Origin of the sequence: Kitasatospora sp. NPDC089913, from assembly GCF_044748625.1 — a bacterium.
In the GTDB taxonomy this organism is placed as follows: domain Bacteria; phylum Actinomycetota; class Actinomycetes; order Streptomycetales; family Streptomycetaceae; genus Kitasatospora.
This window is the reverse complement of record NZ_JBIVGI010000009.1, coordinates 42,340-65,934: the sequence shown is the minus strand read 5'-3', so window position 1 is coordinate 65,934 and position 23,595 is coordinate 42,340. Positions and strand designations below refer to the sequence as shown.

General features: G+C 75.0%; 19 protein-coding genes. 12 read left to right on the top strand and 7 right to left on the bottom strand.

Annotation, left to right across the window (positions count from 1 at the left end; genetic code table 11):
• Positions 1 to 131: 131 nt before the first annotated feature.
• Positions 132 to 872, top strand: a complete 741-nt coding sequence (locus ACIPYS_RS16405; RefSeq protein WP_093859216.1) for a PIG-L deacetylase family protein — start codon at positions 132 to 134, stop codon at positions 870 to 872.
• An 18-nt stretch (positions 873 to 890) separates the two neighbouring features.
• On the opposite strand, the gene ACIPYS_RS16400 is transcribed toward ACIPYS_RS16405, so the two are convergent.
• From ACIPYS_RS16400 to ACIPYS_RS16385, 4 genes are all read right to left on the bottom strand, one after another.
• Complete coding sequence (locus ACIPYS_RS16400) at positions 891 to 2,060, bottom strand: PP2C family protein-serine/threonine phosphatase (protein WP_400746741.1); 1,170 nt, start codon at positions 2,058 to 2,060, stop codon at positions 891 to 893.
• A 73-nt stretch (positions 2,061 to 2,133) separates the two neighbouring features.
• Positions 2,134 to 2,928 carry a DedA family protein gene (locus tag ACIPYS_RS16395; protein ID WP_400746738.1) on the bottom strand — a complete coding sequence of 265 codons (795 nt, stop codon included), beginning with the start codon at positions 2,926 to 2,928 and terminating at the stop codon, positions 2,134 to 2,136.
• A 47-nt stretch (positions 2,929 to 2,975) separates the two neighbouring features.
• Complete coding sequence (locus ACIPYS_RS16390) at positions 2,976 to 3,170, bottom strand: DUF1918 domain-containing protein (protein ID WP_400746735.1); 195 nt, start codon at positions 3,168 to 3,170, stop codon at positions 2,976 to 2,978.
• 134 nt (positions 3,171 to 3,304) lie between these two features.
• A complete protein-coding gene (locus tag ACIPYS_RS16385; protein WP_093859213.1) occupies positions 3,305 to 3,982 on the bottom strand; it encodes a TetR/AcrR family transcriptional regulator in 678 nt (225 codons plus the stop codon).
• A 120-nt stretch (positions 3,983 to 4,102) separates the two neighbouring features.
• Between ACIPYS_RS16385 and ACIPYS_RS16380 the strand changes: the two genes are divergently transcribed.
• Positions 4,103 to 4,663 (top strand): hypothetical protein, encoded by a 561-nt coding sequence (locus tag ACIPYS_RS16380; RefSeq protein ID WP_093859212.1) that lies wholly within the window; start codon positions 4,103 to 4,105, stop codon positions 4,661 to 4,663.
• A gap of 119 nt (positions 4,664 to 4,782) precedes the next feature.
• On the opposite strand, the gene ACIPYS_RS16375 is transcribed toward ACIPYS_RS16380, so the two are convergent.
• A complete protein-coding gene (locus ACIPYS_RS16375; RefSeq protein WP_400746731.1) occupies positions 4,783 to 5,601 on the bottom strand; it encodes an SDR family oxidoreductase in 819 nt (272 codons plus the stop codon).
• A 164-nt stretch (positions 5,602 to 5,765) separates the two neighbouring features.
• Between ACIPYS_RS16375 and ACIPYS_RS16370 the strand changes: the two genes are divergently transcribed.
• From ACIPYS_RS16370 to ACIPYS_RS16340, 7 genes are all read left to right on the top strand, one after another.
• On the top strand, positions 5,766 to 6,380 hold the full coding sequence (locus tag ACIPYS_RS16370) for a TetR/AcrR family transcriptional regulator (protein ID WP_197698795.1): 615 nt from the start codon (positions 5,766 to 5,768) through the stop codon (positions 6,378 to 6,380).
• Positions 6,381 to 6,647: 267 nt separating this feature from the next.
• A complete protein-coding gene (locus ACIPYS_RS16365; protein ID WP_400746728.1) occupies positions 6,648 to 8,528 on the top strand; it encodes a prolyl oligopeptidase family serine peptidase in 1,881 nt (626 codons plus the stop codon).
• Positions 8,525 to 8,683, top strand: coding sequence for a hypothetical protein (locus ACIPYS_RS16360; RefSeq protein WP_167349777.1), 159 nt, complete (start codon positions 8,525 to 8,527; stop codon positions 8,681 to 8,683). The genes ACIPYS_RS16365 and ACIPYS_RS16360 overlap by 4 nt, the downstream gene beginning before the upstream one ends.
• 104 nt (positions 8,684 to 8,787) lie before the next feature.
• Positions 8,788 to 10,704 (top strand): RiPP maturation radical SAM C-methyltransferase, encoded by a 1,917-nt coding sequence (locus ACIPYS_RS16355; protein WP_400746725.1) that lies wholly within the window; start codon positions 8,788 to 8,790, stop codon positions 10,702 to 10,704.
• Complete coding sequence (locus ACIPYS_RS16350; protein WP_093859207.1) at positions 10,685 to 11,359, top strand: DUF5825 family protein; 675 nt, start codon at positions 10,685 to 10,687, stop codon at positions 11,357 to 11,359. Before ACIPYS_RS16355 ends, ACIPYS_RS16350 begins: the two co-directional genes overlap by 20 nt.
• A gap of 33 nt (positions 11,360 to 11,392) precedes the next feature.
• A complete protein-coding gene (locus ACIPYS_RS16345; RefSeq protein WP_093859206.1) occupies positions 11,393 to 12,592 on the top strand; it encodes a cytochrome P450 in 1,200 nt (399 codons plus the stop codon).
• The gene (locus ACIPYS_RS16340; protein WP_400746721.1) at positions 12,585 to 13,874 is read left to right on the top strand and encodes an MFS transporter; all 1,290 of its coding nucleotides are present in this window, start codon (positions 12,585 to 12,587) and stop codon (positions 13,872 to 13,874) included. The genes ACIPYS_RS16345 and ACIPYS_RS16340 overlap by 8 nt, the downstream gene beginning before the upstream one ends.
• A 43-nt stretch (positions 13,875 to 13,917) precedes the next feature.
• On the opposite strand, the gene ACIPYS_RS16335 is transcribed toward ACIPYS_RS16340, so the two are convergent.
• Complete coding sequence (locus ACIPYS_RS16335; RefSeq protein ID WP_093859204.1) at positions 13,918 to 14,379, bottom strand: rhodanese-like domain-containing protein; 462 nt, start codon at positions 14,377 to 14,379, stop codon at positions 13,918 to 13,920.
• A 339-nt stretch (positions 14,380 to 14,718) separates the two neighbouring features.
• On the opposite strand from ACIPYS_RS16335, the gene ACIPYS_RS16330 reads away from it, so the two are divergent.
• The gene (locus ACIPYS_RS16330) at positions 14,719 to 19,623 is read left to right on the top strand and encodes a GEVED domain-containing protein (RefSeq protein ID WP_400746717.1); all 4,905 of its coding nucleotides are present in this window, start codon (positions 14,719 to 14,721) and stop codon (positions 19,621 to 19,623) included.
• A 148-nt stretch (positions 19,624 to 19,771) separates the two neighbouring features.
• Here the strand turns inward: ACIPYS_RS16330 and ACIPYS_RS16325 are convergent, their stop codons facing one another.
• Positions 19,772 to 20,980, bottom strand: coding sequence for a ricin-type beta-trefoil lectin domain protein (locus tag ACIPYS_RS16325; protein ID WP_400746715.1), 1,209 nt, complete (start codon positions 20,978 to 20,980; stop codon positions 19,772 to 19,774).
• 244 nt (positions 20,981 to 21,224) lie between these two features.
• On the opposite strand from ACIPYS_RS16325, the gene ACIPYS_RS16320 reads away from it, so the two are divergent.
• On the top strand, positions 21,225 to 21,773 hold the full coding sequence (locus ACIPYS_RS16320; RefSeq protein ID WP_093859201.1) for a sigma-70 family RNA polymerase sigma factor: 549 nt from the start codon (positions 21,225 to 21,227) through the stop codon (positions 21,771 to 21,773).
• Positions 21,770 to 23,515 (top strand): hypothetical protein, encoded by a 1,746-nt coding sequence (locus tag ACIPYS_RS16315; protein WP_400746713.1) that lies wholly within the window; start codon positions 21,770 to 21,772, stop codon positions 23,513 to 23,515. The genes ACIPYS_RS16320 and ACIPYS_RS16315 overlap by 4 nt, the downstream gene beginning before the upstream one ends.
• Positions 23,516 to 23,595: the final 80 nt, after the last annotated feature.

The window sequence follows — 23,595 nt, the reverse complement described above, 5'->3', positions numbered from 1 at the left end:
TTGTAATTGTCCCGAATCGCATCCCGGGCGGTCCGATGATCTTCTAGAGTCGCGTCCGGTAGGACCGTCGGACCGTACGACCGCACGGTGCGTTTCCATCGCGCGCACCGGTTCCAGGGAGAGGCAGCACCATGACCGAGCCGCAGCCGAAGCCGTTCGAGCACCTCGACGAGGACTGGCAGAGCGCCCTCGTGGTCGTCGCCCACCCCGACGACATGGAGTACGGCGGGGCCGCCGCCGTCGCCCGCTGGACGGACCAGGGCAAGAAGGTCGTCTATGTGATGGCCACCAGCGGCGAGGCCGGGATCGACAGCATGGAGCCGGAGTCGTGCGGCCCGCTGCGCGAGGCGGAGCAGATCGCCTCCGCGGCCGTGGTCGGCGTCGACACCGTCGAGTTCCTCGGCCACCCCGACGGCACCGTCGAGAACGGACTGCCGCTGCGCCGGGACATCGCCCGCGCCGTCCGCCGGCACCGCCCCGACGTCGTCGTCACGATCAACTTCCACGACACCTGGGGCGGGCCGTACCTCAACCAGGCCGACCACATCGCGGTCGGCCGGGCCGTTCTCGACGGGGTGCGGGACGCGGGCAACCGCTGGATCTTCCGCGAGCTGACCGCGGAGGGCCACGAGCCGTGGAACGGGGTGCGGGCGATCCTGGTCTCCGGCTCGCCGGAGTCCGGGCACGCGGTCGACATCACCGAGCACTTCGACCGGGGGGTGGCCTCGCTGGAGGAGCACAAGGCGTACCTGGCCGGCCTCGGCGGCGCGATGGCGGACGCGCGCGGCTTCCTGGAGGGCTTCGGCCGCGCGGCGGGCACCCGGCTCGGCACCCGCTTCGCCGTCCCGTTCGAGGTGTTCCCGCTCGGCTGAGGTCCTCGGCGGAGGGCCTCAGGCCCCGCTCGGCCGGTGGCTCCCGTTCGGCCGAGCGCCCCCGTCCGGCCCGTCGCCCCCGGCTGCGCGGCGCAGGGTGAGGATGGTGAGATCGTCCCGCAGCGGGCCGTGGCTGTGGCGCCGGACGTCCTCCTCGACGGCCCCGGCGAGCGCGTCCGGGGAGCGGTCGGACAGCCCCCGCAGCCGCCGGTCGATCGGGTAGAACTCGCCCTCGGCGTCCGCGGCCTCGGTCACGCCGTCGGTCACCAGCAGCAGGGTCTCGCCCTCGGCCAGTTCGAACCGCTGCACGGCGCGGACCTCTCCGGCGAGCTCGGCGAGCCCGAGCGGGACCCCGGCGGCCAGCGGGACGGCCCCGGGTTCGCGCTCGTCGCCCAGCAGATAGGGGGCGAGGTGGCCGCAGTTGACGGCCTGGACGGTGCTGCCGTCGTCCAGGCCGAACACGGTCGCCGTGACGAAGCGCTCGTCCTCGCCGCTCTGTGCGGCGTAGGCGTTGTGCCGGGCGACGGCGTTCTCCAGCGCCTGCGCCACCGCGGTGAGCGTCGGATCGCGGAACGCCGCCTCGCGGAAGGCGCCGAGCACGGCGAAGCCGGCGCCGATCGCGGGCAGGCCCTTGCCCTGGACGTCGCCGACGAGGACCCGGGTGCCGTACGGGGTGTCGGCGATGTCGTAGAGGTCGCCGCCGACGAGGGCGTCCTCCTCGACCGGGCGGTAGCGGCCGTCCAGCCCGGCGTGCCGGGTCGGGGCGGGCAGCGGGCGCAGGAGCTGGCGCTGGAGGGCGACGGCGGTCTGCCGCATCCGGAAGAGTTCGCGGTCCCGGCGCAGGCGGCGCGCGCAGAGCAGCACGCCGACCGTCTGCGCGAGGACGACGGCCACCAGGGTCAGCGCGCGCCCGGCCACCGACGGCGTGGGGAAGACCAGCGAGCTGATCACGATCACCCCGGTCACCCAGATCGCGGCGGCGACGGTCTGCGCGAGCGTGCCCAGGCCGGCCAGCAGCGCGGGCACGAACACCAGCAGCAGCACGAGCCGTGCGCTGCTGCCGCTCACCGCCTGCGCGGCCAGCAGCAGCACGGTGGCCGCGAGCACGGCGACGGCCACCGTCCGGTCGCGCGGCGGCCGGACCTGGCCGGCCGGTACGGAGTCCGTCGGGGTGCCGGGTCCGCTCATCCTCGCCTCCCAGCCGGTGGTTTCCAGGCTCACCGGCCGGGACGGCCCCCGCAACCGGGCGCGGGTGCCGCTCTCAGGGCTCCTGCGGTCGATCCCGCCGCGGGTCCTCCCCTGCTGCCTGATCCTCCGGTTCTTCCGGTGCCTCCGGTTCTTCCGGTTCTTCCGGTGCTTCCCGTGCCTCCGGTGCTTCCCGTGCCTCGGGTTCGGCCCGCCGCCGCCGGCGGCGGTGCAGCAACTGACGGACGACGAGGGCGGCGACCAGGAGGCCGAGCGTGGCCAGCAGCCAGAGCTGGTAGCGCACCGCCGTCCGCCACACCGTGCCGACGTTGGCCCCGGCGACGTAGCCGACGGCCGCCCACACCCCGACCCAGAGCGCCGCGCCGAGCACGTTGAACACCTGGAAGCGGCGCCAGGGCATGCCGGTCGTCCCGGCGATGAGGCCGCTGGTCTGCCGCAGGCCGTCGACGAACCGGGCCACCGTCACCACCTTGCCGCCGTGCCGGGCGAAGAACACCTCCGCGCGGGCCGTCCGCTCCGGGGTGAGCAGCACGTACCGGCCCCAGCGGTGGACGAAGGCCCGGCCGCCGGTGGCACCGATCAGATGGCCGAGGGTGTTGCCGAGCACCGCCGCCGTGAAGGCGATCGCCACCACGGCGGCGAGGTCGAGTTGTCCGGTGCCCGCGTAGACGGCGGCCAGCACCAGCACGGTCTGGCCGGGTGCAGGGACGGCGCAGTTGTCGAGCAGCACGAACAGCGCCACCAGCGCGTAGCCGTACTCCTGCAGCAGCGGCGCGAGCGCGGCGAGCGGCCCCGGCAGCTCGGGCGCGGCCTCGGCGAGGAGCCGTGCCGTCCAGGGTGGGAGGGACACGGCTCACCGCCCCGGGCCGGACGGCCGCGGGGCGGTGGGCGGTGGCGTCAGCGGGTCGCCCCGCGGGGTTCGATGTTGCAGTCCGGGCCCGGGTAGACCAGGCCGGTGTGGCCGTCCTCGAAGCGGACCACGTACGGCGGCGAGCCGTCCTGGCCGCGCACCTCGACGATCTCGCCCTTCTGGTCGACCATGCCCACCGCCCGGCTGTGGACGTGGAGCTGGTCACCTACCGCTGCGTGCATGGTCGTGCTCCTCGGGTGTGTGCGGACACCGGCGGCCGACGGGGCCGCTCGGCTCCCCGTCCGCTCCCTCCACTCTGCTGCGGGCGCGCACGGCCCGCAACGGCGCGTCCGGGCGCCGCACGGGACGGTGCGGTTCAGCGCGGCCCGAGCAGGTCGGCCAGGTAGCACCGGACCAGCCGCTTGCACTCGGTGATCATCGCCGGGTCGCCGTCCCGGTCGGTGCGGAAGGCGAGCTTGAGCACCGCGTCGGCCGCTTCCAGCACCACCCGCAGGGCGAGGGTCAGCGCGGCCGGGTCGGTGGTGCCGAACAGGGTGCCGCCGAGGGCCTGGAGCCGCAGTGCGACGGCCGTGTTGTTGTCCACCTCGGCGTCCAGCAGGTGCCGGTCGTCGTGCACACCGCCCGGTGCGGCCGGTCCGGTGAGTCCGAAGTCCACCTGGCCGAAGCCGGGGACGGTCCGCTTCATCACGACGAACTCGTCCACCGCGAGGTCGGTGAACCCGGCCGGCCCGGTGGGGGCCTCGGCGCGCAGCCGGTCGTCCAGCCGGTGCAGGTAGTGGTCCAGGTTGCGGCCGGCCAGCGCGGCGAGCAGGTCCTCCTTGCCCGCGAAGAACTGGTACAGGGTGCCGATCGGCACCTGGGCGCGCTGGGCCACCTCCTTGGTGGTGAGCGCGGCGGCCCCGGCCTCGTCGAGCAGCGCGCCGCACGCGTCCAGGATCCTGCCGTAGCGTTCCTGGCTGCGCTGCTGCACCGGCCGCCGCCGCCCGGGGGCCGTCCCTCCCGATGTCCGGTGACCCCTCGTGTCCGCGCTCATGTGGCCACTGTGCCGCATCTGCCGTTCGGCGGGCCAATCCCCGGGCCGATGCCGGGGCCGATCCCCGCGGGACAGGCCGTAGGCTCGCTGAGCTGATCATGAGGGGCAGGAGAGGAAGCCATGGGGCAGAAGATCATCCGGTTCTCGGACCTGACCGGCCGGCACGCAGAGGACGAGGACCAGCTGGTGCGGGTCGTGGTCCGCGCCCACCCGGGCCTCACCGACGGGCCGGTCGCGATCGAGGCGCTCGTCGGGGAGCTGGCCGAGGTGCGGGGGCTGGCGCTCGACCTGGTGACGATCGAGCTGCACCACCCGGACGGGGAGGAGCCGGAGACGGTCGTCATGACCGCCGAGGCCTTCGACCGGCTGGCCACGGCGACGCCGATGGCGGAGGTGCTGCGCGGCGCCGAGCGGGTCGCCGCCCGGACGGTCCCGGTGCAGGCCGCGGCCGCCGGGGCGGGGCGGGAGCGGGTCAACTACGCGAGCCCGGAGCACGCCGGCCGTCCGCACAAGGGCCGTACCACCGACGCCGAGAAGCAGGTCGTCCGGGAGCGTCTGGACGAGATCAACGAGCGGCTGGCCGCCGAGGGCGTCCGCACCGTCGACCTGGCCAACCCGGAGCACGTCGCCCGGTACGGCCTGGAGGAGCTGGCCGCCGAGCGCGGTGCCACCCTCGGCTGATCCGGCCGGGGCCGGCCCCCGGGAGCGCGACGGCCGCGTTCCCGGGGGCATCGGCACCGGAGTGGACCGACGGGAGGGCACGAGGTGATGACGGTTCGTCGGTTCTCCTCCTCCGGCGGTCATCGGCGGAACGCCGGGGCGGTGCGGGCGGCCCAGTCGGCGAAGGGGCGCGGTGCGCGGCCGAGGACGCGCTCGACGTCCGGGCCCGGCGTCCGCTCGGCGGGCAGCGGCAGGCCGAGGATGGCGAGGGTGCCCTCCACCACCGGCTCCGGCATGAACGCCAGCAGCTGGGCCCGGGCCTCGTCGCGGGTCTGCTCGACGAACCGCACCGGGGTGCCCAGGGCCGCGCCGATCGCCTCGGCCCGTTCGCGCGGGGTGACCGGGGCCGGGCCGGTCAGTTCGTACGTCCGGCCGGTGTGGCCGTCCTCGCGCAGGGTGACGGCGGCGACCGCGGCGACGTCCGCCGGGTCGACGGACGGCAGTCCGACGTCGCCGAACGGTGCCGCGGCCGTGCGATCGGTGCGGATCGATTCGGCCCAGGCGAAGGCGTTCGAGTTCAGGCCGCCGGAGCGCAGTACCGTCCAGTCGAGGCCGCAGTCGCGCACCGCCTCCTCGAACCCGGCGGCGTGGCGGTAGACCTCGGGCCGCGTCCCGACGCCCTGGGAGGACAGCAGGACGACCCGGCGCACCCCGGCCGCACGGGCCAGCCGGAGGATCTCCCGCGGTTCCTCGCCGGCCACCAGCAGGAACAGGGCCGTGGCACCGTCGAGGGCGGGGCGCAGGCTCGCCGGGTCGGCGAGGTCTGCCGGAACGTGCCGGACGCCGGCCGGGAGCGGCCCCGGCCGACGGGAGACGGCGGTCACCCGCTCGCCGGCGTCGACCAGGGTCCGGACCAGCTCGCGGCCGACGTTCCCGGTCGCACCCGTGACAACAATCATCGTGAACCCCCCTGTGGGGAGCGGCAGTCGGCCGCTCCGGTTGAGTTAGTCAGTTGGCTGACTTAGAACGACCGTAGCCGACGCCGCGTCAGGCGTCTACTCTTAGTCAGGTGACTGACTCAAAGACCTCCGAGGCCGCGAAGGCCGTGAAGGCGGCGAAGGCCGTGAAGACCTCGAGGACGGCGGAGGGTGCGAAGGCCGCGGGGGGCGCGAGGGGCGCCGGGCGCGCCCCGGGAAAACGTGAGCGGCTGGCCGCGGCGGCGGCGCGGGTGCTGCACGAGAAGGGCGTGGAGCAGACCACGCTCGCCGACATCGCCCGCGTGGCGGACGTCCCGGTCGGGAACGTCTACTACTACTTCAAGACCAAGAACGAGCTGGTCGAGGCCGCGATCCAGGCCCACGGGGCCGGGCTGGAGGAGCTGATCGCACGGCTCGACGCGCTCCCCGACCCCCAGGAGCGGCTGAAGGCGCTGCTGGCCGGCTGGGTCGGACAGCGTGAACTCACCGCCCGGTACGGCTGTCCGACCGGGAGTCTCGCGTCCGAGCTCGACAAGCGCGCCGACGGCCTCGACGTCGCCGTCGCGGAGGTCGTGCGCAGGCTGATCGACTGGGCCGAGGCGCAGTTCGCCGAGATGGGGCGTGAGGACTCCCGCGAGCTGGCCGTCGCACTGGTCGCCGCCTACCAGGGGATCTCGCTGCTCACCAACACCCTCCGCGACCCCGGACTGATGCTGGCCGAGGGGGACCGGCTGGAGCGCTGGATCGACTCGCTGCGCTGACGCCGAGGTCCGGAGTCCGCCGAGGGCGACGGCGGGGGAGGCCGCGTCCGGCGGACGGCCGGCACGTCCGGGGCGGCTCCCCCCGGTCGGGCGGTGTCCATTTCAATTTTCTTCCGGTCAACCGTGCGAGAGGTCTGTTCGAGGCCGCAGCACCCCCCTAGAGTGGACCGCGCTCCTCCACAAGTGACCTTTACGTCACAGGAGTTCACTGGTTCCTCGATCGTTCGGCGCAGCCTGTTCCCACCATCGAGCCGGAAGGGCGGGTCCGTGACACAGGCGTACCAGTCCCCGGGCTTCGCCGCGCTCGCCGCGGACCGCGCGGTCGAGACGCGGCTCGTCGAGGAGCGCTGGCAGGCGGTGGCCTGGGACCTCCGGACGGACCGCCGCCGGGTGGTCACCGACCGGCCCGGCGGCGTCCACCTGAGCGAGATCGAGCCGGACGGCGACGCCATCTGGTGGTTCGACGCCGACAGCGACGAGCGGGGCCGGTGGCGCCGGGAGCCGTTCGCCGGCGGTGCGGACGGCGAGGCGCTGCGGGGGGTGCCGCCCGGTCGCCCGTACGGCGTCGCCTTCGACCGGACGGGCGCGCTCGCGGCGGTGGCGGTCGGCGTCGACGGGGCCTCGCACTGCTACGTCGGACCGCCCGCGGGCGAGGCGCGGCTGATCGGTTCCGCGCCGGGGTACCTGAGCCTGGCCGACCTGTCGCCGGACGGTCGGCTGCTCGCCCTCGGCGGGCGGCCCGACGGGGACGACGCGGTGCTGCTGTGGCGGACGGACGGGGGCCCGGCCGTCCGTGCGGCCGGGGGCGGCGGACTGCGGCTCTGGCCGATCGAGTTCGACCCGCTCGCGCTCCTCGACCCCGAACTGCTGCTGGTGGTCGAGGAGGACGATCGGTACACGGTCGCGACCTGGCGCGCGGACACCGGCCTGCGCCGCTACCCGGGCCTGTCGTTCGACGCCCAGATATCGGCCGGCTGGTACCGGGGTCCGCGCGGGGTGCTGATCCAGCACGAGCGGGCCGGGCGGAGCCGACTGCTGCTCGCCGACCTCGGCCCGTCGCCCGTGGTCCGGGAGCTCGGCACACCCGGCGGCACCATCCACGACCTGTCCTGCGCCCCGGACGGCACCCTGCACTGCGTCTGGAGCCGGGAGTCCACCCCGCCCCGACCGCTGGTGCTGCGTCCGGAAGCCGGGGCGACGGCCCGCCCCGGCCCCGACCTGGACCCGGACCACCCGGACCACCCGGACCACCCGGACCACGCGGACCCGGACCACGCGGACCCGGACCACCCCGGCCCGGACCTCGACGGCACCTCCCGCGGCCGCCGCTGGACGCCCAGCCCCTACGGGCGGATCCACAGCTTCGTCAGCACCCCGCCCGGCCCGGGCCCGTGGCCGACGCTGTTCCTGGTGCACGGCGGCCCCGCCACCCACGACCGGGACTCCTACGACCCCCGGGTGAACATCCTGGTCGGCCACGGCTACGCGGTGGTGCGCACCAACTACCGCGGCTCCACCGGTTACGGGGCCCGCTGGCAGCACGAGTACGACCACCGGGTCGGGCTGGCCCAGATCGAGGACCTGGCCGCCGTCCGCGCCGAGCTGGTCGCCGACGGCACGGCGCTCGCGGACCGCACCGGCCTCTGCGGGTTCTCCTGGGGCGGCTACCTGACCCTGCTCGCGATGGGCGCCCAGCCGGACCTGTGGTCGCTCGGCATGGCCGCCCAGCCGATCGCGGACTACCCCGCCACCTACCGCGGCACCACCCCGGCCCTGCGCGCACTCGACCGGCAGCTCTTCGGCGGGAGTCCCGACGAGGTGCCCGAGCGCTACCGCGCGGCCGACCCGCGGTCGTACGTGCACCGGGTCCGTTCGCCGGTGCTGCTGGTCGTCTCGCGGGACGACGAGCGGTGCCCGCCCGAGCAGGTGGCCCGCTACGCCGCGGACCTGCGCCGGCTGGCGGTGCCGCACGAGCTGCTCAGGGTGGACGGCGGCCACTACAGCCGCCGGACCGCCGACCACCGGTCGGTGCTGGCCGCGATGGTCCGGTTCGCCGGACGGGCCTGGCCGGCACCACCCCACCGACCTCCCCGGGGCGACCGCTCCGGGGGATCCGCCCAGCCGATGGAAGGAGGTGAACAGCCATGAAGCGTCGCAGCATCCAGAACGACCCGATCGGTACCCCGGAGCGTGACCGTGGCGCGGTGATCGTCCAGAACTTCGCGCTCGACATCACCAAGGCCGCACCGGTCGCGCCCGCCCTCAAGGGGCAGCCGAAGCCGAAGCCGGAGTCCAAGAAGTGATTCCGGGTCGCTCCGGGGCGCCCCGGCGCTCCGGAGCGGCACTCCGCCTGCCGTCCCCGCCCACCGCCCGGGTCCACCGTCCGCGCACGACAGAAGTGGCCATCATGCGTATCGTCCTGCTGCACATGCCCTGGGGTGCGATCGACGTGCCGTCGCTGGCGCTCGGGATCCTGCACACCGCCGCCGCCCGCGCCGGCCACGAGGTCGAAGTACGGTACGCCAACCTGGACTTCGTGGACTGGGCGGCCGGGACCACCGGATTCGGCGTGGACGACTACGAGTACTTCTCCGAGAAGTCCTACTTCCAGGGCGCGGGGGACTGGGCGTTCGCGGGCGCGCTGTACGGCGACGACGAGCCCGCTCCGGGCTTCGCCGAATCCGCCGACCCCGAGCGGTACTTCGAGTACCTGGCCACCAACGGCGCGAGCGAGCAGGAGATGGCGCTCACCCGGGCCACCCGGGCGATCGCCCCCGAGTTCATCGCGCGACTGGTGGACGAACTCGCCGCCGACCCGCCGGACCTGGTCGGCTTCACCACCACCTTCCAGCAGAACACGGCCAGCCTCGCCGCCGCCCGCCTGCTCAAGCAGCGCTGCCCGCAGGTGCGCACGGTGTTCGGCGGCGCCAACTGCGACGGCCCGCAGGGCGCCGCGCTGCACCGCAACTTCCCCTTCCTGGACTACGTGGTGCGCGGCGAGGGCGAGGCGGCCTTCCCGGCGCTGCTGGCGGGCGGCGACCTCGCGGCCGTCCCCGGGCTGTGCTGGCGCGACGCGTCCGGGAAGTCGACCGTCAACGAGATGTCGCGCCGCCCGCTGCCGCCCGCGGCGATCCTGACACCCCGCTACGACGGCTTCTACGAGCGGCTGGACGCCTCCGTCGCGGCGGGCTGGGTCGACCCCAAGCTCGTCCTGGAAGGCTCCCGGGGCTGCTGGTGGGGGGAGAAGCACCACTGCACCTTCTGCGGCCTCAACGGCTCCTCGATGGAGTTCCGCTCCAAGCCGCCGGCGGATTTCCTCGCCGAGGTGCTCACCCTCGCCGAGCGCCACCAGCTGCTGGACGTCTACGTCGTCGACAACATCCTGGACATGGGCTACTTCGACACCGTCCTCAAGTCCCTGGCCGAACTCCCCGTCGACCTGCGGCTGCACTTCGAGATCAAGGCCAATCTGCGCCGCCACCAGTTCCAGCTGCTCGGCGACTCGGGCGCGGCCCAGGTGCAGCCCGGCATCGAGAACCTGAGCACCCGGGTCCTGAGGATCATGGACAAGGGGGTGACGGGCTGCCAGAACGTGCGGGCGCTGCGGGACGCGCAGAGCGCCGGCGTCTCGGTCACCTGGAACTACCTCTACGGCTTCCCGGGCGAGCAGCCGGAGGACTACGAGTCGGTGATCCGGCAACTGCCCGTACTGCACCACCTGGACCCGCCGACCGGTGCGGGACGGATCGCGATCGAGCGGTTCAGCCCGTACTTCGACCGCCCGGAGCTGGGCTTCCAGATCACCCGGCCGGCCTTCCAGTACCGTGCGACCTACCGGCTGCCGGAGAGCGAACTCGCCGAACTGGCCTATGTGTTCACCGCACCGCCGCGGGGGATCGGCGGCCCGGTCGCGGAGCGCCTGGGCGAGGCGGTGGACACCTGGCTCGCCCGCTTCCCCGACAGCCGGCTCACCTACCGGGAGGCGGGCGGGCGGATCGTGCTGGTCAACACCCGGCCCGGGTACGACTGGCGGGTGGCCGAGCTGACCGACCCGGTGGAGATCGCTGCCTTCCGGCTGCTCGGCCAGCCCCGCTCGCCCGCCGCGCTGGCCGCGAAGCTCCCCGGCGGCGCGGCGGCGGCCGAACCGGTCCTGGCGCGCTTCACCGCGCTGGGCCTGCTGTTCCACGACGGGGACAGCTACCTCCAGGTCGCCGTCGAGTCCGACAACCAGGTGCTGATGCGGATGCGGCACCGGCACGGCCCCGCCGCCGTCCGTCCCCGCACCGAGACCGAGGAGGTGCTGGATGCCGTCCCGATCGGCTGAGCGGACCGACGCCGGAGCCTGGTCGGCGGCCGGGCCGGAGGCCGAGCTCTGGCTCGACTACGACCCCGCCGTCCGGGAGTTGCCGGGCATCGGGCTCGGCCGCCGGACCCTGGCCGGACCGGCGGGGGAGGAGATCACCGAGCTGCACCGGGCCGGCGTCCGCTGTCTGAGACTGACCGAACCGGTGCGGCTGTGCGCCGACGCGCCGGCGGCCTCGGCGCGGGCCCTGATGCTGCTGCGCGACGCGACCGGGCAGGGGCTGGCCGTGCTCTGGCACGCGGTCTGCACCGACGGCTGCGTCGAGCAGCGGAGGTTCCACCACCTCTACCCGCCCGCGGAGCTGACCGGTGCGGCGGCCGGGGTCGCCGCCGACTGGCGGGCGAGCTACTTCCCGAGCAAGTGCGTCTACCGGCGCGGCCCCGGTTTCGTGGAGGTGCGTGACCGCCGCTTCGGGACGCTGGAGCTGTTCACCGTCGACGAGCCCGGCCATCTGGCCCGACTGGACGCCCTGGCCGAGGGCGTCGAGGTCGGTCTGCTGCCGGAGGCCGTGCACCGGGACTTCGCCGAGGCCGGTCTGATCGCCGAACAGGCGGGCCGGGCCTGGTTCCTGCCCATGCGGGTGCGCCGCTGGCCCTTCCCGTCGCTGACCGTCTGACCCGACCTGCCCCACCCGTCCGAGGAGAGAACCATGAGCACCGCGGTCGACGACGCCGCCGCGCGGATGTCCGCGTTCATCCGCGACCCCTACCCCACGCTCGCCCGGATTCGCGAGGCCGGCGCGGTCTCCGTGGTGGAGTTCGGCGAGGGCCTGCCGGTCTACCTGGTGACGCGGTACGAGGACGTCCGGACCGCGCTGATGGACCCGCGGTTCGGGCAGGACGTCCGCCGCAGCCAGGCCATCGCCAGCGGCCGCGGCGCCGGTCTGACCCTCGGCTCGGACGTCGTCCACATGCTCAACAGCGACCCGCCGGACCACACCAGGCTGCGCCGTCTGATCCAGGGCGTCTTCACCCGTCGCCGGGTGGACCTGATGCGGCCGATGGTCGAGCGCATCGCCGGCGGCCTGCTGGACGGTCTGCGCGGGCGGGGGACGGCCGACCTGGTGACGGACTTCGCCTTCCCGCTGCCGATCATGGTCATCTGCGAGCTGCTGGGCTTCCCCCCGGAGGACATGCGGGACTTCCGCACCTGGTCGACGGCGATCCTGACCCAGGGCGGCGACATGACCTTCGACCAGGCCACCGGCGAACTGAACGACTACCTGCGGGAGTTGATGATCGCCCGACGCTCGTCCCCGCGCACCGACATCCTCACCGACCTGGTGCGGGCCTGCGACGCGGGCGAACTCACCGAGAAGGAGGTGTTCTCGATGGTCTTCCTGCTGCTGATCGGCGGCCACGAGACCACCGTCAACCTGCTCGGCACCGCCACCCTCGCCCTGCTCCACCACCCGGACGAACTGGCCCGGCTGCGCGCCGACCCGACGATGATGCCGGTCGCGATCGACGAGTTCCTGCGCTACGAGTCCCCGGTGAGCATGGCCACGATGCGCTTCACCAACGCCGAGGTGACGGTCGACGACGTGGAGATCCCGGCGGACGAGCTGGTGCTGCTCTCGCTCGGCGCGGCCAACCGGGACCCGGCCCGTTTCACCGACCCGGACCGGCTGGTCCTGGACCGGAACGACCCGGGCCACCTGGCCTTCGGACAGGGCCTGCACCGGTGCCTCGGCTCCTTCCTCGGCAAACTGGAGAGCGAGGTGGCGCTGACCGGTCTGCTGGAGCGCTTCAGCCGGATCGAGCTGGCCGCCGCCGAGGAGACCCTGCCCTGGCGCAACACGATCATGCTGCGCGGTCTGGAGTCGCTCCCGGTCTCGCTCGATGGCTAGCGGCACGGGCACGGGCACGGGCGGCGGCGCGGGCACCGACCGCGGCGCCGTGCCGGGCGGACCGCTGCGCTTCCGCCCCCGGATCGGCCTCGCGCCGCTGCGCTCGCGCGGCTACCGGCTGCTGGTGATCGGCCAGGGCACCTCCGAGTTCGGCAACGCGTTCCAGGTGGTCGCCCTGCCGCTGCTGGTCCAGTCCCTCGGCGGCGGCGCCCGTCAGCTGAGCCTGGTCGTCGCCGCCTACGGTGCGGGACGGCTGGTCGCCACCCCGCTCGGCGGGATGTTCGCCGACCGGTTCGGCGCCTGGCGGGTGATGATGACCGCCGACCTCGGCCGGCTGCTCGCCACCGCCGGACTGTGCGCGACCGCCGCCGGAGGATCGGCGAACTACTGGCTGATCGGCGCGCTCGCGCTGCTGGTCGGCCTCGGGGCGGGGGTGTTCCTGCCGGCCGCCTGGGCGATCACCCCGACCCTGCTGCCCGCCGAGGACCTGCACGCCGGCAACGCGCTCAACAGCACCGTGACCTTCGGCGCCGGCCTGCTCGGCCCGGCCGTCGCCGGACCCCTGGTCGCCTGGCTGAACCCGGCCGTCGCCCTGGGCCTGGACGCCGCGACCTTCGCCGTGTCGGCGGCGACCCTGCTGCTGATCGGCCGCGGCAGCACGGTCGCACCACCCCGGCCGATCTCCGAACGGGCCTCCGTACCGAGGAACTTCCGCGCCCTGCTGCGGGAGTCGCCGCTGCTGCGCGCGGTGCTGACAGTGACGGTGGTCGCCAATCTGACGGTCGGCGGCGCCACCAGGGTCGCCCTGCCGACCCTGGCCACCGACGGCTTCGCCGCCGGCGCCGTCGGCCTCGGCCTGCTGCTGGCCGCGTTCACCGGCGGGGCACTGGTCGGCGGCCTGTTCGCGGCCGGTCTCACGGCGGTGCGCTCGCGCGGCCGCACGGCCATGCTCTCCGGGCTGGTGATGGGCGCGGCGATCGGCCTGGTGCCGTTCACCGGCCTGGTCGGCGCCGTGCTGCTGCTCCTCGTCGCCGGCGGCGCCAGCACGGTGACCAACGTCCTGGTCGTCACCGGCGTTCAGAAGAGCACGCCGCCCGCCCTGCTGGCCCGGGTGATGGCGGCCATCACCTTCTGCGGGCTGGGCGTCTTCCCGGTCTCCGTGATCGCGGCCGGCGCGGCGGTCGAGACCTTCGGGAGCGGCGGCGTCCTCGCGACCACCGGCCTCTGCCTGCTCGGCGCCTTCGGCTACGCCCTCACCCGCCCCGAGATCCGCGAACTGTGAGCCCGGCGCGGGCCCACCGTGGGCCCGGCGCGGACCCACCGCCTCAGCAGGCGCAGGAGATGCCCGAGCGCGGGGCCGTCAGGTCGTCGATCGGCCGCCGCTCGGTGCCCTCGGCCGTCTCGAACGCGAAGCCCTCGCGGACCCAGTACTCGAAGCCGCCGAGCATCTCCTTCACCCGGTAGCCGAGCCGGGCGAAGGCGAGCGCGGCCCGGGTGGCACCGTTGCAGCCGGGCCCCCAGCAGTAGGTGACGACGGTGGCCCCGCGGTCGACCAGTTCCCCGGCCAGCTCCGGGATCCGGACGGTGGGCAGGTGCAGCGCACCCGGGATGTGCCCCTGCGCCCACGCGACCTCGCTCCGCGAGTCGACGAGGACCAGCCCGGGCACACCCGCCGTGAGGTCGGCGCGCACGTCCGAGACATCGGCCTCGAAGCTGAGCCGGGAGAGGAAGTGCGCCTCGGCGACGGCCGGCTCGGCGGGCGGAACGGAGAGAACGGCGCTGGTCATCGGGCACTCCTGGGATCGAGCGGTACGGGCTGGTGCACCGATCCTGTCGCAGGGCCGGTGCCGCCCACGAGTGTCGTGATCGCCGCCGTTCGCCAAGATCCCGCCATGCCGGATCCGCCTCCCTTCGCGCAGGGGTGTTGCGTCCGTTCAGGGGATTTCTCCCGTGTTGCTACGACCTGTCACATAAGCGCCATGTGAATGTCACTGCTGGTGACCGGACCGGGAATCCGCGCGGGATGTGACGGCGGCCGTCACCTGTCCCTCATGGCGCGTCCGTCCGACAGGTGGTTGATCTCCATGTTCCGGCCCGGCAGGCCCCCTCTTCGTTCGAATCCCCCGGTGCGACCCGGGTCCTCGTTCCTCCCCGCCGCCCTGCTCCGCGGGCCGGCCCGGGGCCTGGTCGCCGTGCTCGCCGCACTCGCCGTCGTCCTCGGCGCCGCGCCCGCTCTCGCCTACGAGGCCCCGAGCGGCGCGGGCACCGGTGTCACCGGTTTCAACGGGTACCGGGACATCCCCTTCCCGTCGGGCATGTCGATGAAGGCGTCCGTCGTCGGCAACATCCAGGTCCAGGAGGGCCTGACGCTGAGCTCCATCGGCAGCCCGGCCGCCTCCCACTACCAGCCGCAGCTGGACCCGACCCAGGCGTACGCGATCCGCGTCCGCACCCGGCCGCAGCAGGACTGCCCGGCGAACTCCACCTGCCCGGCGGGCACGCTCACCGTGACCTTCAAGCACCCGGTGCGCAACCCGATCCTCAGCCTGGCGGGTCTGGGTGCGGGCGCCAACGGTTCCGGCTTCGTCACCGGCACCCACTCCCAGCTGACGCTCACCGGCTCGGACCAGCCGGCCGAGCTGACCCAGTCCAACGACGGTGCCACGCTGTTCGTGGCCGGGCGCACGATCCGGCCGCGCAGCGGCACCGCCCAGGCCAACTGCCAGGACGCCAACGCCGGTCTGCGGGCCGGCTGCGGCAGCGTGCCGGTCGTCGGCACGGTGTCGACCCTGACCTTCGCGGTCGACTTCGTCACCCAGCGCGTCGCCGTGGGCGCGAACGACAGCAACGGCCAGGACGACTGGGCGCTGTCCGCGCTGGTGCGCGACGACTGCTCCAATGCGCCGGTCTCCTACGGCAACGCCTCGCACGTGATCGGCGACCTGACGCTCGGTCAGGAGGTCTCCGAGAACGTCCAGACCTCGATGATCACCCAGGCCTGCCGCCAGGAGGACGACGACCGGGACCTCAACCCGGACTTCGGCACCCTGAGCGCGGGGTCGGCCGGGCGGACGTACTCGCTGACCGTCCCCGTGAACGGCCCCGCCGCCGGCTCCGCCGCGCCCGCGTACGCGGCGGCGTGGATCGACTTCGACGGCAGCGGGGGCTTCGGCACCGCCGAGCGGGCCACCGCGACGGTCGCCCCCGGGCAGACCTCGGTGACGTTCACCTGGACGGTGCCCGCGGGAGTCGTCGCCGGTCCGACCTGGAGCCGGTTCCGGCTCGGGTACGACCAGGCCCAGGTGGAGGCGCCGACCGGCATGGCGGACTCCGGCGAGGTGGAGGACTGGCCGCTGACCATCGGCGCGGCCCCCGCGCTGACGCTGGAGAAGAAGGCCGACCCGGCCACCGTCGGCAAGGCCGGCGACCAGGTCCGCTACAGCTTCACGGTCACCAACAGCGGCACCCTCCCGATCACCGACCCGGTGGTGAACGAGACGTCCTTCTCCGGCACCGGCACGCGTCCGCAGGTCAGCTGCCCGCCCGGCAGCGTCGCCCCCGGGGCCTCCGTCACCTGCACCGGCACCTACACCGTCACCCAGGCCGACGTGGACGCCGGGCGGATCGAGAACGCCGCCACCGCGACCGCGACCCCGCCGGCCGGGACGAACCCGCCGGTCTCCAACGAGTCCACCGTCACCGTCACCGCGCCTCCCGGGCCCGACCTCGCGCTGCGCAAGAGCGCCGCCGAGACCGGCGCCCTGCAGGTGGGCGAGGTCGTCCACTACGCCTTCGAGATCACCAACACCGGCAACGTCACGCTCGCCCCGGTGAGCGTCGGCGAGACCGCGTTCACCGGCCGCGGCACAGCCCCGCAGATCACCTGCCCGGCCGCGGCGGACTCGCTCGCCCCCGGTGCGGTCGTCACCTGCACCGCCGAGTACACCGTCGTCCAGGCGGACGTGGACGCGGGGACGATCGAGAACACCGCCACCGCGACCGGCACCCCGCCCGGCGGCGGCACCCCTGTCACCTCCGACCCCTCCAGCACCGTCGTCCCCTTCACCCCCAGGCCCTCGCTGGACGTCGACAAGGTCGCCGACAAGCAGCGCCTCGTCGCCGGCGAGACCCTGACCTACACCTACACGGCGACCAACACCGGCAACGTCACCCTGACGGACATCTCGGTCACGGAGACCTCCTTCACCGGCAGCGGGGGAGCGCCGAAGGTGAACTGCCCGGCCGGTGAGCTGGCCCCCGGCGCCTCCCGGACCTGTACGGCGACGTACACGGTGACGCAGGCGGACGTGGACGCCGGGAAGATCGACAACGCGGCCACCGCGACGGGCACCCCGCCCGGCGGCGGCACCCCCGTCACCTCGCCCCCCGCCACCACCACCGTCACCGCCGACCGCACTCCGGCGCTGACGATCGCCAAGTCCTCCGACAAGCAGCAGCTCGTCGCCGGTGAGGACATCACCTACACCTTCACCGTCACCAACACCGGCAACACCACCCTCACCGAGGTCGGCGTCACCGAGACCGAGTGGACGGGTTCCGGCCCCGCGCCGAAGGCGACCTGCCCGGCGGGTCCGCTCGCCCCCGGCGGCCAGGTGCGGTGCACCGCCACCTACACCATCACCCAGCAGGACGCCGACCGCGGCACCCTGCGCAACTCCGCCACCGCGACCGGCACCCCGCCCGGCGGCCTGCCCCCCGTCACCAGCCCGCCCGACTCGGTCCTGGTGCCGCACGACTCCCGACCCGCCCTGACCGTGGCGAAGAAGGCCGAACCGGCCACCGTCGCCAAGGCCGGTGAGCAGGTCGTCTACACCTTCGTCCTCACCAACACCGGCAACGTCACCCTGACCGATCTCAAGGTCACCGAGACCTCGTTCAGCGGCAGCGGCGGCGCGCCCGAAGTCGACTGCCCCGGCGGTCCGCTGACCCCCGGCGCCGTCCTCACCTGCACCGCCCGCTACGTCGTCACCCAGGCCGACGTGGACGCCGGGAGGATCGACAACGCCGCCACCGCGACCGGCACCCCGCCGGCCGGCCTCACCCCGCCGGTCTCCCCGGAGGCCGGGACCACCGTCACCGTGCCCCCGCGACCGCACCTGACGCTGCGCAAGACCGTCGCCGAGACCACTGCGCTGCAGGTCGGCGAGATCCTGCACTACTCCTTCGAGGTCACCAACACCGGCAACGTCACCATGACCGATGCGGGCGTCGGTGAGACGGCGTTCACCGGTCGCGGCACCGCGCCGACGACGGTCTGCCCCGACGCCGCGAAGTCCCTCGCCCCCGGCGCGACCGTGACCTGCACCGCCGAGTACACCGTCGTCCAGGCGGACGTGGACGCGGGGACGATCGAGAACACCGCCACCGCGACCGGCACCCCGCCCGGCGGCGGCACCCCGGTCACCTCGCCGCCGTCCAGCACCGTCGTCCCCTTCACGCCCCGGCCCTCGCTGGTGGTCGAGAAGAGCGCGGACAAGCAGCGGCTGGTGGCGGGCGAGCGGATCACCTACTCGTACCTCGTCACCAACACCGGCAACGTCACCCTCTCCGACGTCCGTGTGGACGAGGGCGCCTTCAGCGGCACCGGGACCCTGTCCCCGGTCAGCTGCCCCGAGGACGCCGTGTCGCTCGAACCCGGACGCATCGTCACCTGCACCGCCGAGTACACCGTCACCCAGGCCGACGTGGACGCCGGGAGGATCGACAACGCGGCCACCGCGACCGGCACCCCGCCCGGTGGCACCCCCGTCGCCTCGCCCCCCGGCACCACCACCGTCCCCACCGACCCGAGGCCGGCGCTGACCGTCGTCAAGTCCTCCGACAAGCAGCAGCTCGTCGTCGGCGAGACCATCACGTACACCTACACCGTCACCAACACCGGCAACGTCACCCTGACCGGCGTCGGTGTGAGCGAGACCGAGTGGACCGGCTCCGGGCCGGCCCCGCGGGTCACCTGCCCGGACGCCGCGAAGTCACTGGCTCCCGGCGCCCAGGTGCTGTGCACCGCCACCCACACCGTCACCCAGGACGACGCCGACCGCGGCACCGTCCGCAACACCGCGACCGCGACGGGCACCCCGCCCGGCGGCGGCACCCCCGTCACCGGCCCGCCGTCCTCCGTGACCGTGCCGCACGAGTCCCGCCCGGCCATGGTCCTGGAGAAGAAGGCCGAGCCCGCCACCGTCACCAAGGCCGGCGAGCGGATCACCTACACCTTCACCGTCACCAACACCGGCAACATCACCCTCACCGGCGTCCACCCCGTCGAGTCCAGGTTCACCGGCACCGGCAAGCGCCCGCCGATCGCCTGCCCGCCCGGCTCCGGCGAACTGCGGCCCGGTCAGCAGCTGGTCTGCAGCACCTCCTACACCGCCACCCAGGCCGACATCGACGCCGGTTCGATCAGCAACACCGCGACCGCGACGGGCACCCCGCCCGGCGGCGGCACCCCCGTCACCAGCCCGCCCGACACCGTCACCGTCACCGCACCCCACCACCCCGCCCTCGACCTGGTCAAAACCGCGGACCCGGCGAGTGCCGCGGCGGGCGCGACCGTGACCTACCGCTTCACCCTCACCAACACCGGCAATGTGACGATCGAGCACATCGCGGTGAGGGAAGGCGAGTTCAGCGGGACCGGCACCGTGTCCGCGATCTCCTGCCCCGAGTCGGCCCTGGGCGTCGGTCAGCAGCTGGTCTGCACCGCCACCTACCGGGTCACCACCGAGGACGCCGCCCGCGGCACCCTCACCAACACCGCCACCGCGACCGGCACCCCGTTCGGCAGCAACCACCCCGTCACCTCGCCCCCCGCCCGGACCACCGTCACCACCCACCCCGCCGCCGCGCCCACCCCGCGCCCGGCACCGCACCCCGCCCCCTGGCACCCGGGCGTCCTCCCGCACACCGGGGCGGGTGTGAGCGAGGGGCTGGCCGGGGCGGCCCTGGCCCTGACGGCGGGCGGAGGGATCGCCCTGTCCGTCGCCCGCCGCAGGCGCCGCCGGCCGTAGTTCCCGGCCGACGGTCGCACGACCGGGGTGGGGCTCCCGAGGAGGGAGTCCCACCCCCTTCGCGTTCGGCGGCCCGGCCCGACGGGCCCTGTCCGTGCCGGTGCCCGCGCGGGCGGCCTCGCACTCGCGCACGGCCCGGGCGGGCGGGTCAGCGGCGGTACCACTTCTGGTTGGGGGTGCCGGAGCAGTCCCACAGCTGGAGCGGGGTGCCGGCGGCGGTGCCCTTGTCCTTGGCGTCCACGCACTTGTTCGCCTGGGGGTTGACGAGGTCCTCCGGACCCGCGAGGACGAACCGCTGGGCGGGGCTGCCGTTGCAGACCGCCACCTGGATCCGGGTGCCGTTGAGGACCGAGCCCCAGGCCACGTCCATGCAGAGGTCGCCGGCCCGGACGGTGCCGTCCGCGCGGAAGTCCCAGGTCTGCCAGGCGCCGCCGGTGCAGTCCTGGAGCTCCAGTCCGACGCCGTCGCCGAGCCGGCGGCCGACGGTGCCGATGCAGCGCTGCGAGCCGCGCCCCGCGAGGGGGCGGCCGGGGGGCGGCGGAGCGGGCGCGGGCGCCTGGGTGGTGGGCGCCGGTGGCGCGGGCGCGGCGGGCGGCGGTGCCGGGGCCTGGGTGGTGACGGCGGGCTGGGCCGCCGGGGCGGCCGGCTGGGCCGCGGGCGGTTGGGCGGCGGGGGGCTGCGCGGCGGGGGGCTGGGCCGCCGGTGGCTGGGCGGCGGGGGCCTGGGTGGCGGACGCCGGTCGGTCCGGCGCGCCGGCCGGCGCCGGTGCGCGGGTCTGCGGTCGGGCGGTGGACGGCGGCACGGCGGCGGGCGGGCGGTCGGCGCCCCGGTCGGCGGTGTTCGGCCGGTCCGGCTCCGGCCCGGCCGCCACCGGATCGGCGGCGGCCGCGGCCGGGTCGGTCGCCGGGGGCGGCTCGGCGGGCGGTGCGGTCGACGGCTCGGGGCCGGCAGGGGGGCTCGGCGTGCCGTCGGCCGGGTCGGCGGCCCCGGGGGCGACGGCCGTCGCCGTGGTGGCGGGGCCGGTGGCGGCGTTCGGCGCGGCATGCGGTGCGCCGCCGTTCCCGGCGGGCAGCAGGGCGGAGCCGAGGGCGACGGCGCCGACCAGCGCGGCCGCGGCGGCCGTGGTGGTCCAGACCCGGGCCTGCGGCAGGAGACCGCGCGGCGGGTTCGGGGTGTGGCGCAGGTAGCTGTCGGAGAAGCGCGCGGGCGCGGGGTGCCGGCCCACCGCGGTCGTGCCGCCCTCCCGGTCCGGCCGGGGCGCCGGGACGGGCGGGAAGTCCCCGTCGGGCACGGCGGCTGACGGCGGGTCGGACGGTCCGGACAACGTGGCCTCCAGGGCGAGGGCGGGCGCTGGCATGCTCCTCCGGCCGTCCGGCCGCGGTGTGAACCCGAGGTGTCGTTCCAGTGGCGGCGACCCGACATTCCTGGCGTGTCCATCTCATGCAAGGTCGGAGTGGCCCGGAGTTCACCGGCGGGTGGGGTGCCCGTTCCCCCGCGGCGTTACGGTGACGGCCGTCCGGGGACGGACCCATGATCCGAATGACCCGAACCGAGGGCGCGGCAGCGTCCGGACGGTCCCGCGAGGAGAGCAAGGCAGCAACATGGCGCACACAGCCGACGAGGCCCGGTCGGGGCCGACCGCCGCACCGTGGGCGGAACTCCTGGTGGCCGAACGCGAGGTCCTGTACCGCTTCATCAGCGGACTCGGCGACAACGACCCGCACCGGGCGGAGGACATCGTCCAGGAGGCGATGTTACGGGCCTGGCAGGCCGCCGAGGCGCTGGACTGGGACAGCCGGCCGATCCGGATGTGGCTGTTCACGGTCGCCCGCCGCCTGCTGATCGACGAGTGGCGCAAGAACCGCGCGGTGCCGGTCGGCATCGCGGTCGAGGGCTTCCCGGCCCCCGTCGCGGCGGACGCCGCCGACCCGTCCGACCGGATCCTCGACCGGCTGGTGCTGGTCGACGCGCTCCGCTCGCTCGACCGCATCCACCAGGAGGCCGTGGTGCACGTCCATCTCCTCGGGCGCCCCGGCGCGGAGGTCGCCCGCGCTGTCGGGATACCCGGCGGGACCCTCAAGTCGCGCACCCACCACGGCGTCCGGTCGCTGCGCCGGCACCTGGCCGACCGGGGTGTGGTCGCCTCGTGACCGGTACCGTCGGCCGCGCCGCGGCCGAAGCGCCCTCCGTCCCGGCCGTCCGGCCCGCGGGCGCCGCCCTCGCGTCGTTCCCGCCGTCCGGCCTCCTGCCGGCGATGCCCGGCACCACCACGCTGATCGGGATCGGCGGGGTACTGGTGCTGTTCGCCGTGCTGGCCCACCTCACCGCCCGCCGGGCGGGCGGCTGGCGGGCGTTCCGGCGCCGGCTGCGCCGCGAACTCCGCGCGACAGCGGCCGCGTTCGCCGCCCCGTTCGCGGCGCGACTGCGGTACGGGCGTCAACTGGGCACCGTCCGGCGGCTGCTGGCCGGTCGCGAGGGCTGGGCCGACGCCGAGCGGGCCGTCCTCGACGCCGGACGGGTGGCGGGGGCGCGCCCGTACGCCGTGCTGCTCGGCGCACACACCGTCGGCGTGCTGGTGTCCTGCGGTCCGGGCCGGCCGCCGGGCCCGCCCGGGCCGTGGGTGGTGGACGCGGCGGACCCGCGGCTCTGGTGGGCCGCCCGGGACGAGCTGCGGCCGACGGTCGCGGGCGGCGGCCCGGCACCGCTGCTGGCGCTGGTCGGGACCGACGGTCCCACCGCGGTGCTGCTCGACCTCGCGACCGGACCCGCCGTGACCGAGTTCGGAGGCGACCGGGTGCGCGCCCACGCCGTGCTCCAGGCGGTGGCGGCGCAGTTGGACGCCCGCCTGCCGGTGGGCGCGGTCGTGGTCGCCGACGGTGTGCACGTGCGCCACGCGGGTCCGGAGCCGGCCGAGGCGCTTGCCGCGGCGGACCGGGTCGCGGCGGACGGGGAGCCGGCCTTCGCCGTCTGTCCCCTCGCCCCCGCGGGGTTCCGCCCCGCGGCGGGCGCCCGGTTGCTGGTGCTCGGTGGTGCGCGGGGCTCGGCCCGGCTGGTCACGGTCGACCGCGACGGCCTGCGGCTGCGCGGGACGACGCTGCGGGTCGAGGCGGTCGCACTGGCCCGGGCCACGGCCCGGATCCTTCGGACCCTGCCGCCCTACCCGGCCTTCGCACCGGTGGAGTTGGACGACTCCGACCTGGTGGAGCCGGGCGGTGCGCCGGTCGGTGCGGAGGAGCCGTCGGAGCCGGAGCTGCTGCCGGCGGCGGTCGGTTCGGAGGAGCCGTCGGAGCCGTCGGAGCCGTCGGAGCCGGAGGAGCTGCCGGCGGCGCCGGGGTCGGCGGATCCGGGGGAGTCCGAGGAACCGTCCGGGACCGCGTCCGGTCCGTCGGACCTGTCGGAGCCGTCGGACCTGTCGGAGGAGTCCGCCCCTGGCGGCGAACTGCCGGACACCGGAGCGTCGGTGGCGTCCTCGGCGCAGCCGTTCCGGGTCGGGCCGGTGTATCCGGAGCCGGGCGAGGGGAGCGGATCCGGATCGGAACCGCCGTCGTTCCGGGTCGGGCCGGTGGTGCCGGACCCGACGGCCCTTCGGCTGCTGCTGCGCGGACCTGAACCGGTGCCGGAGCCGGAGCCGGTCGGGCCGGAAGCGGAGTCCGAGTCCTGGCTCCCGCCGGAGGCCGAGTCCTGGCCCCCGCCGAAACCGGAGCCGGAACCGGAGCCGGAACCGGAGCCCGAGCCGGTGCCCGAGCCCGAGCCCGAGCCGGAACCGGACCCCGAGCCGGATGTCGAGGACGACTTCGCCGAGCCCGAGCCAGGACCGGCCGGCCCCACGGCCGGCGTCTCCGCGCGCCGCTCCGGGACCGCGCTCCTGTCCGCGACCCGGCACGTCGGCTGACCCTGCGGCCGGGCCGCGCCCCGGAGCCGTCCCGGCCGACGACCCGCCCCGGAGCCGTCCCGGCCGACGACCCGCCCCGG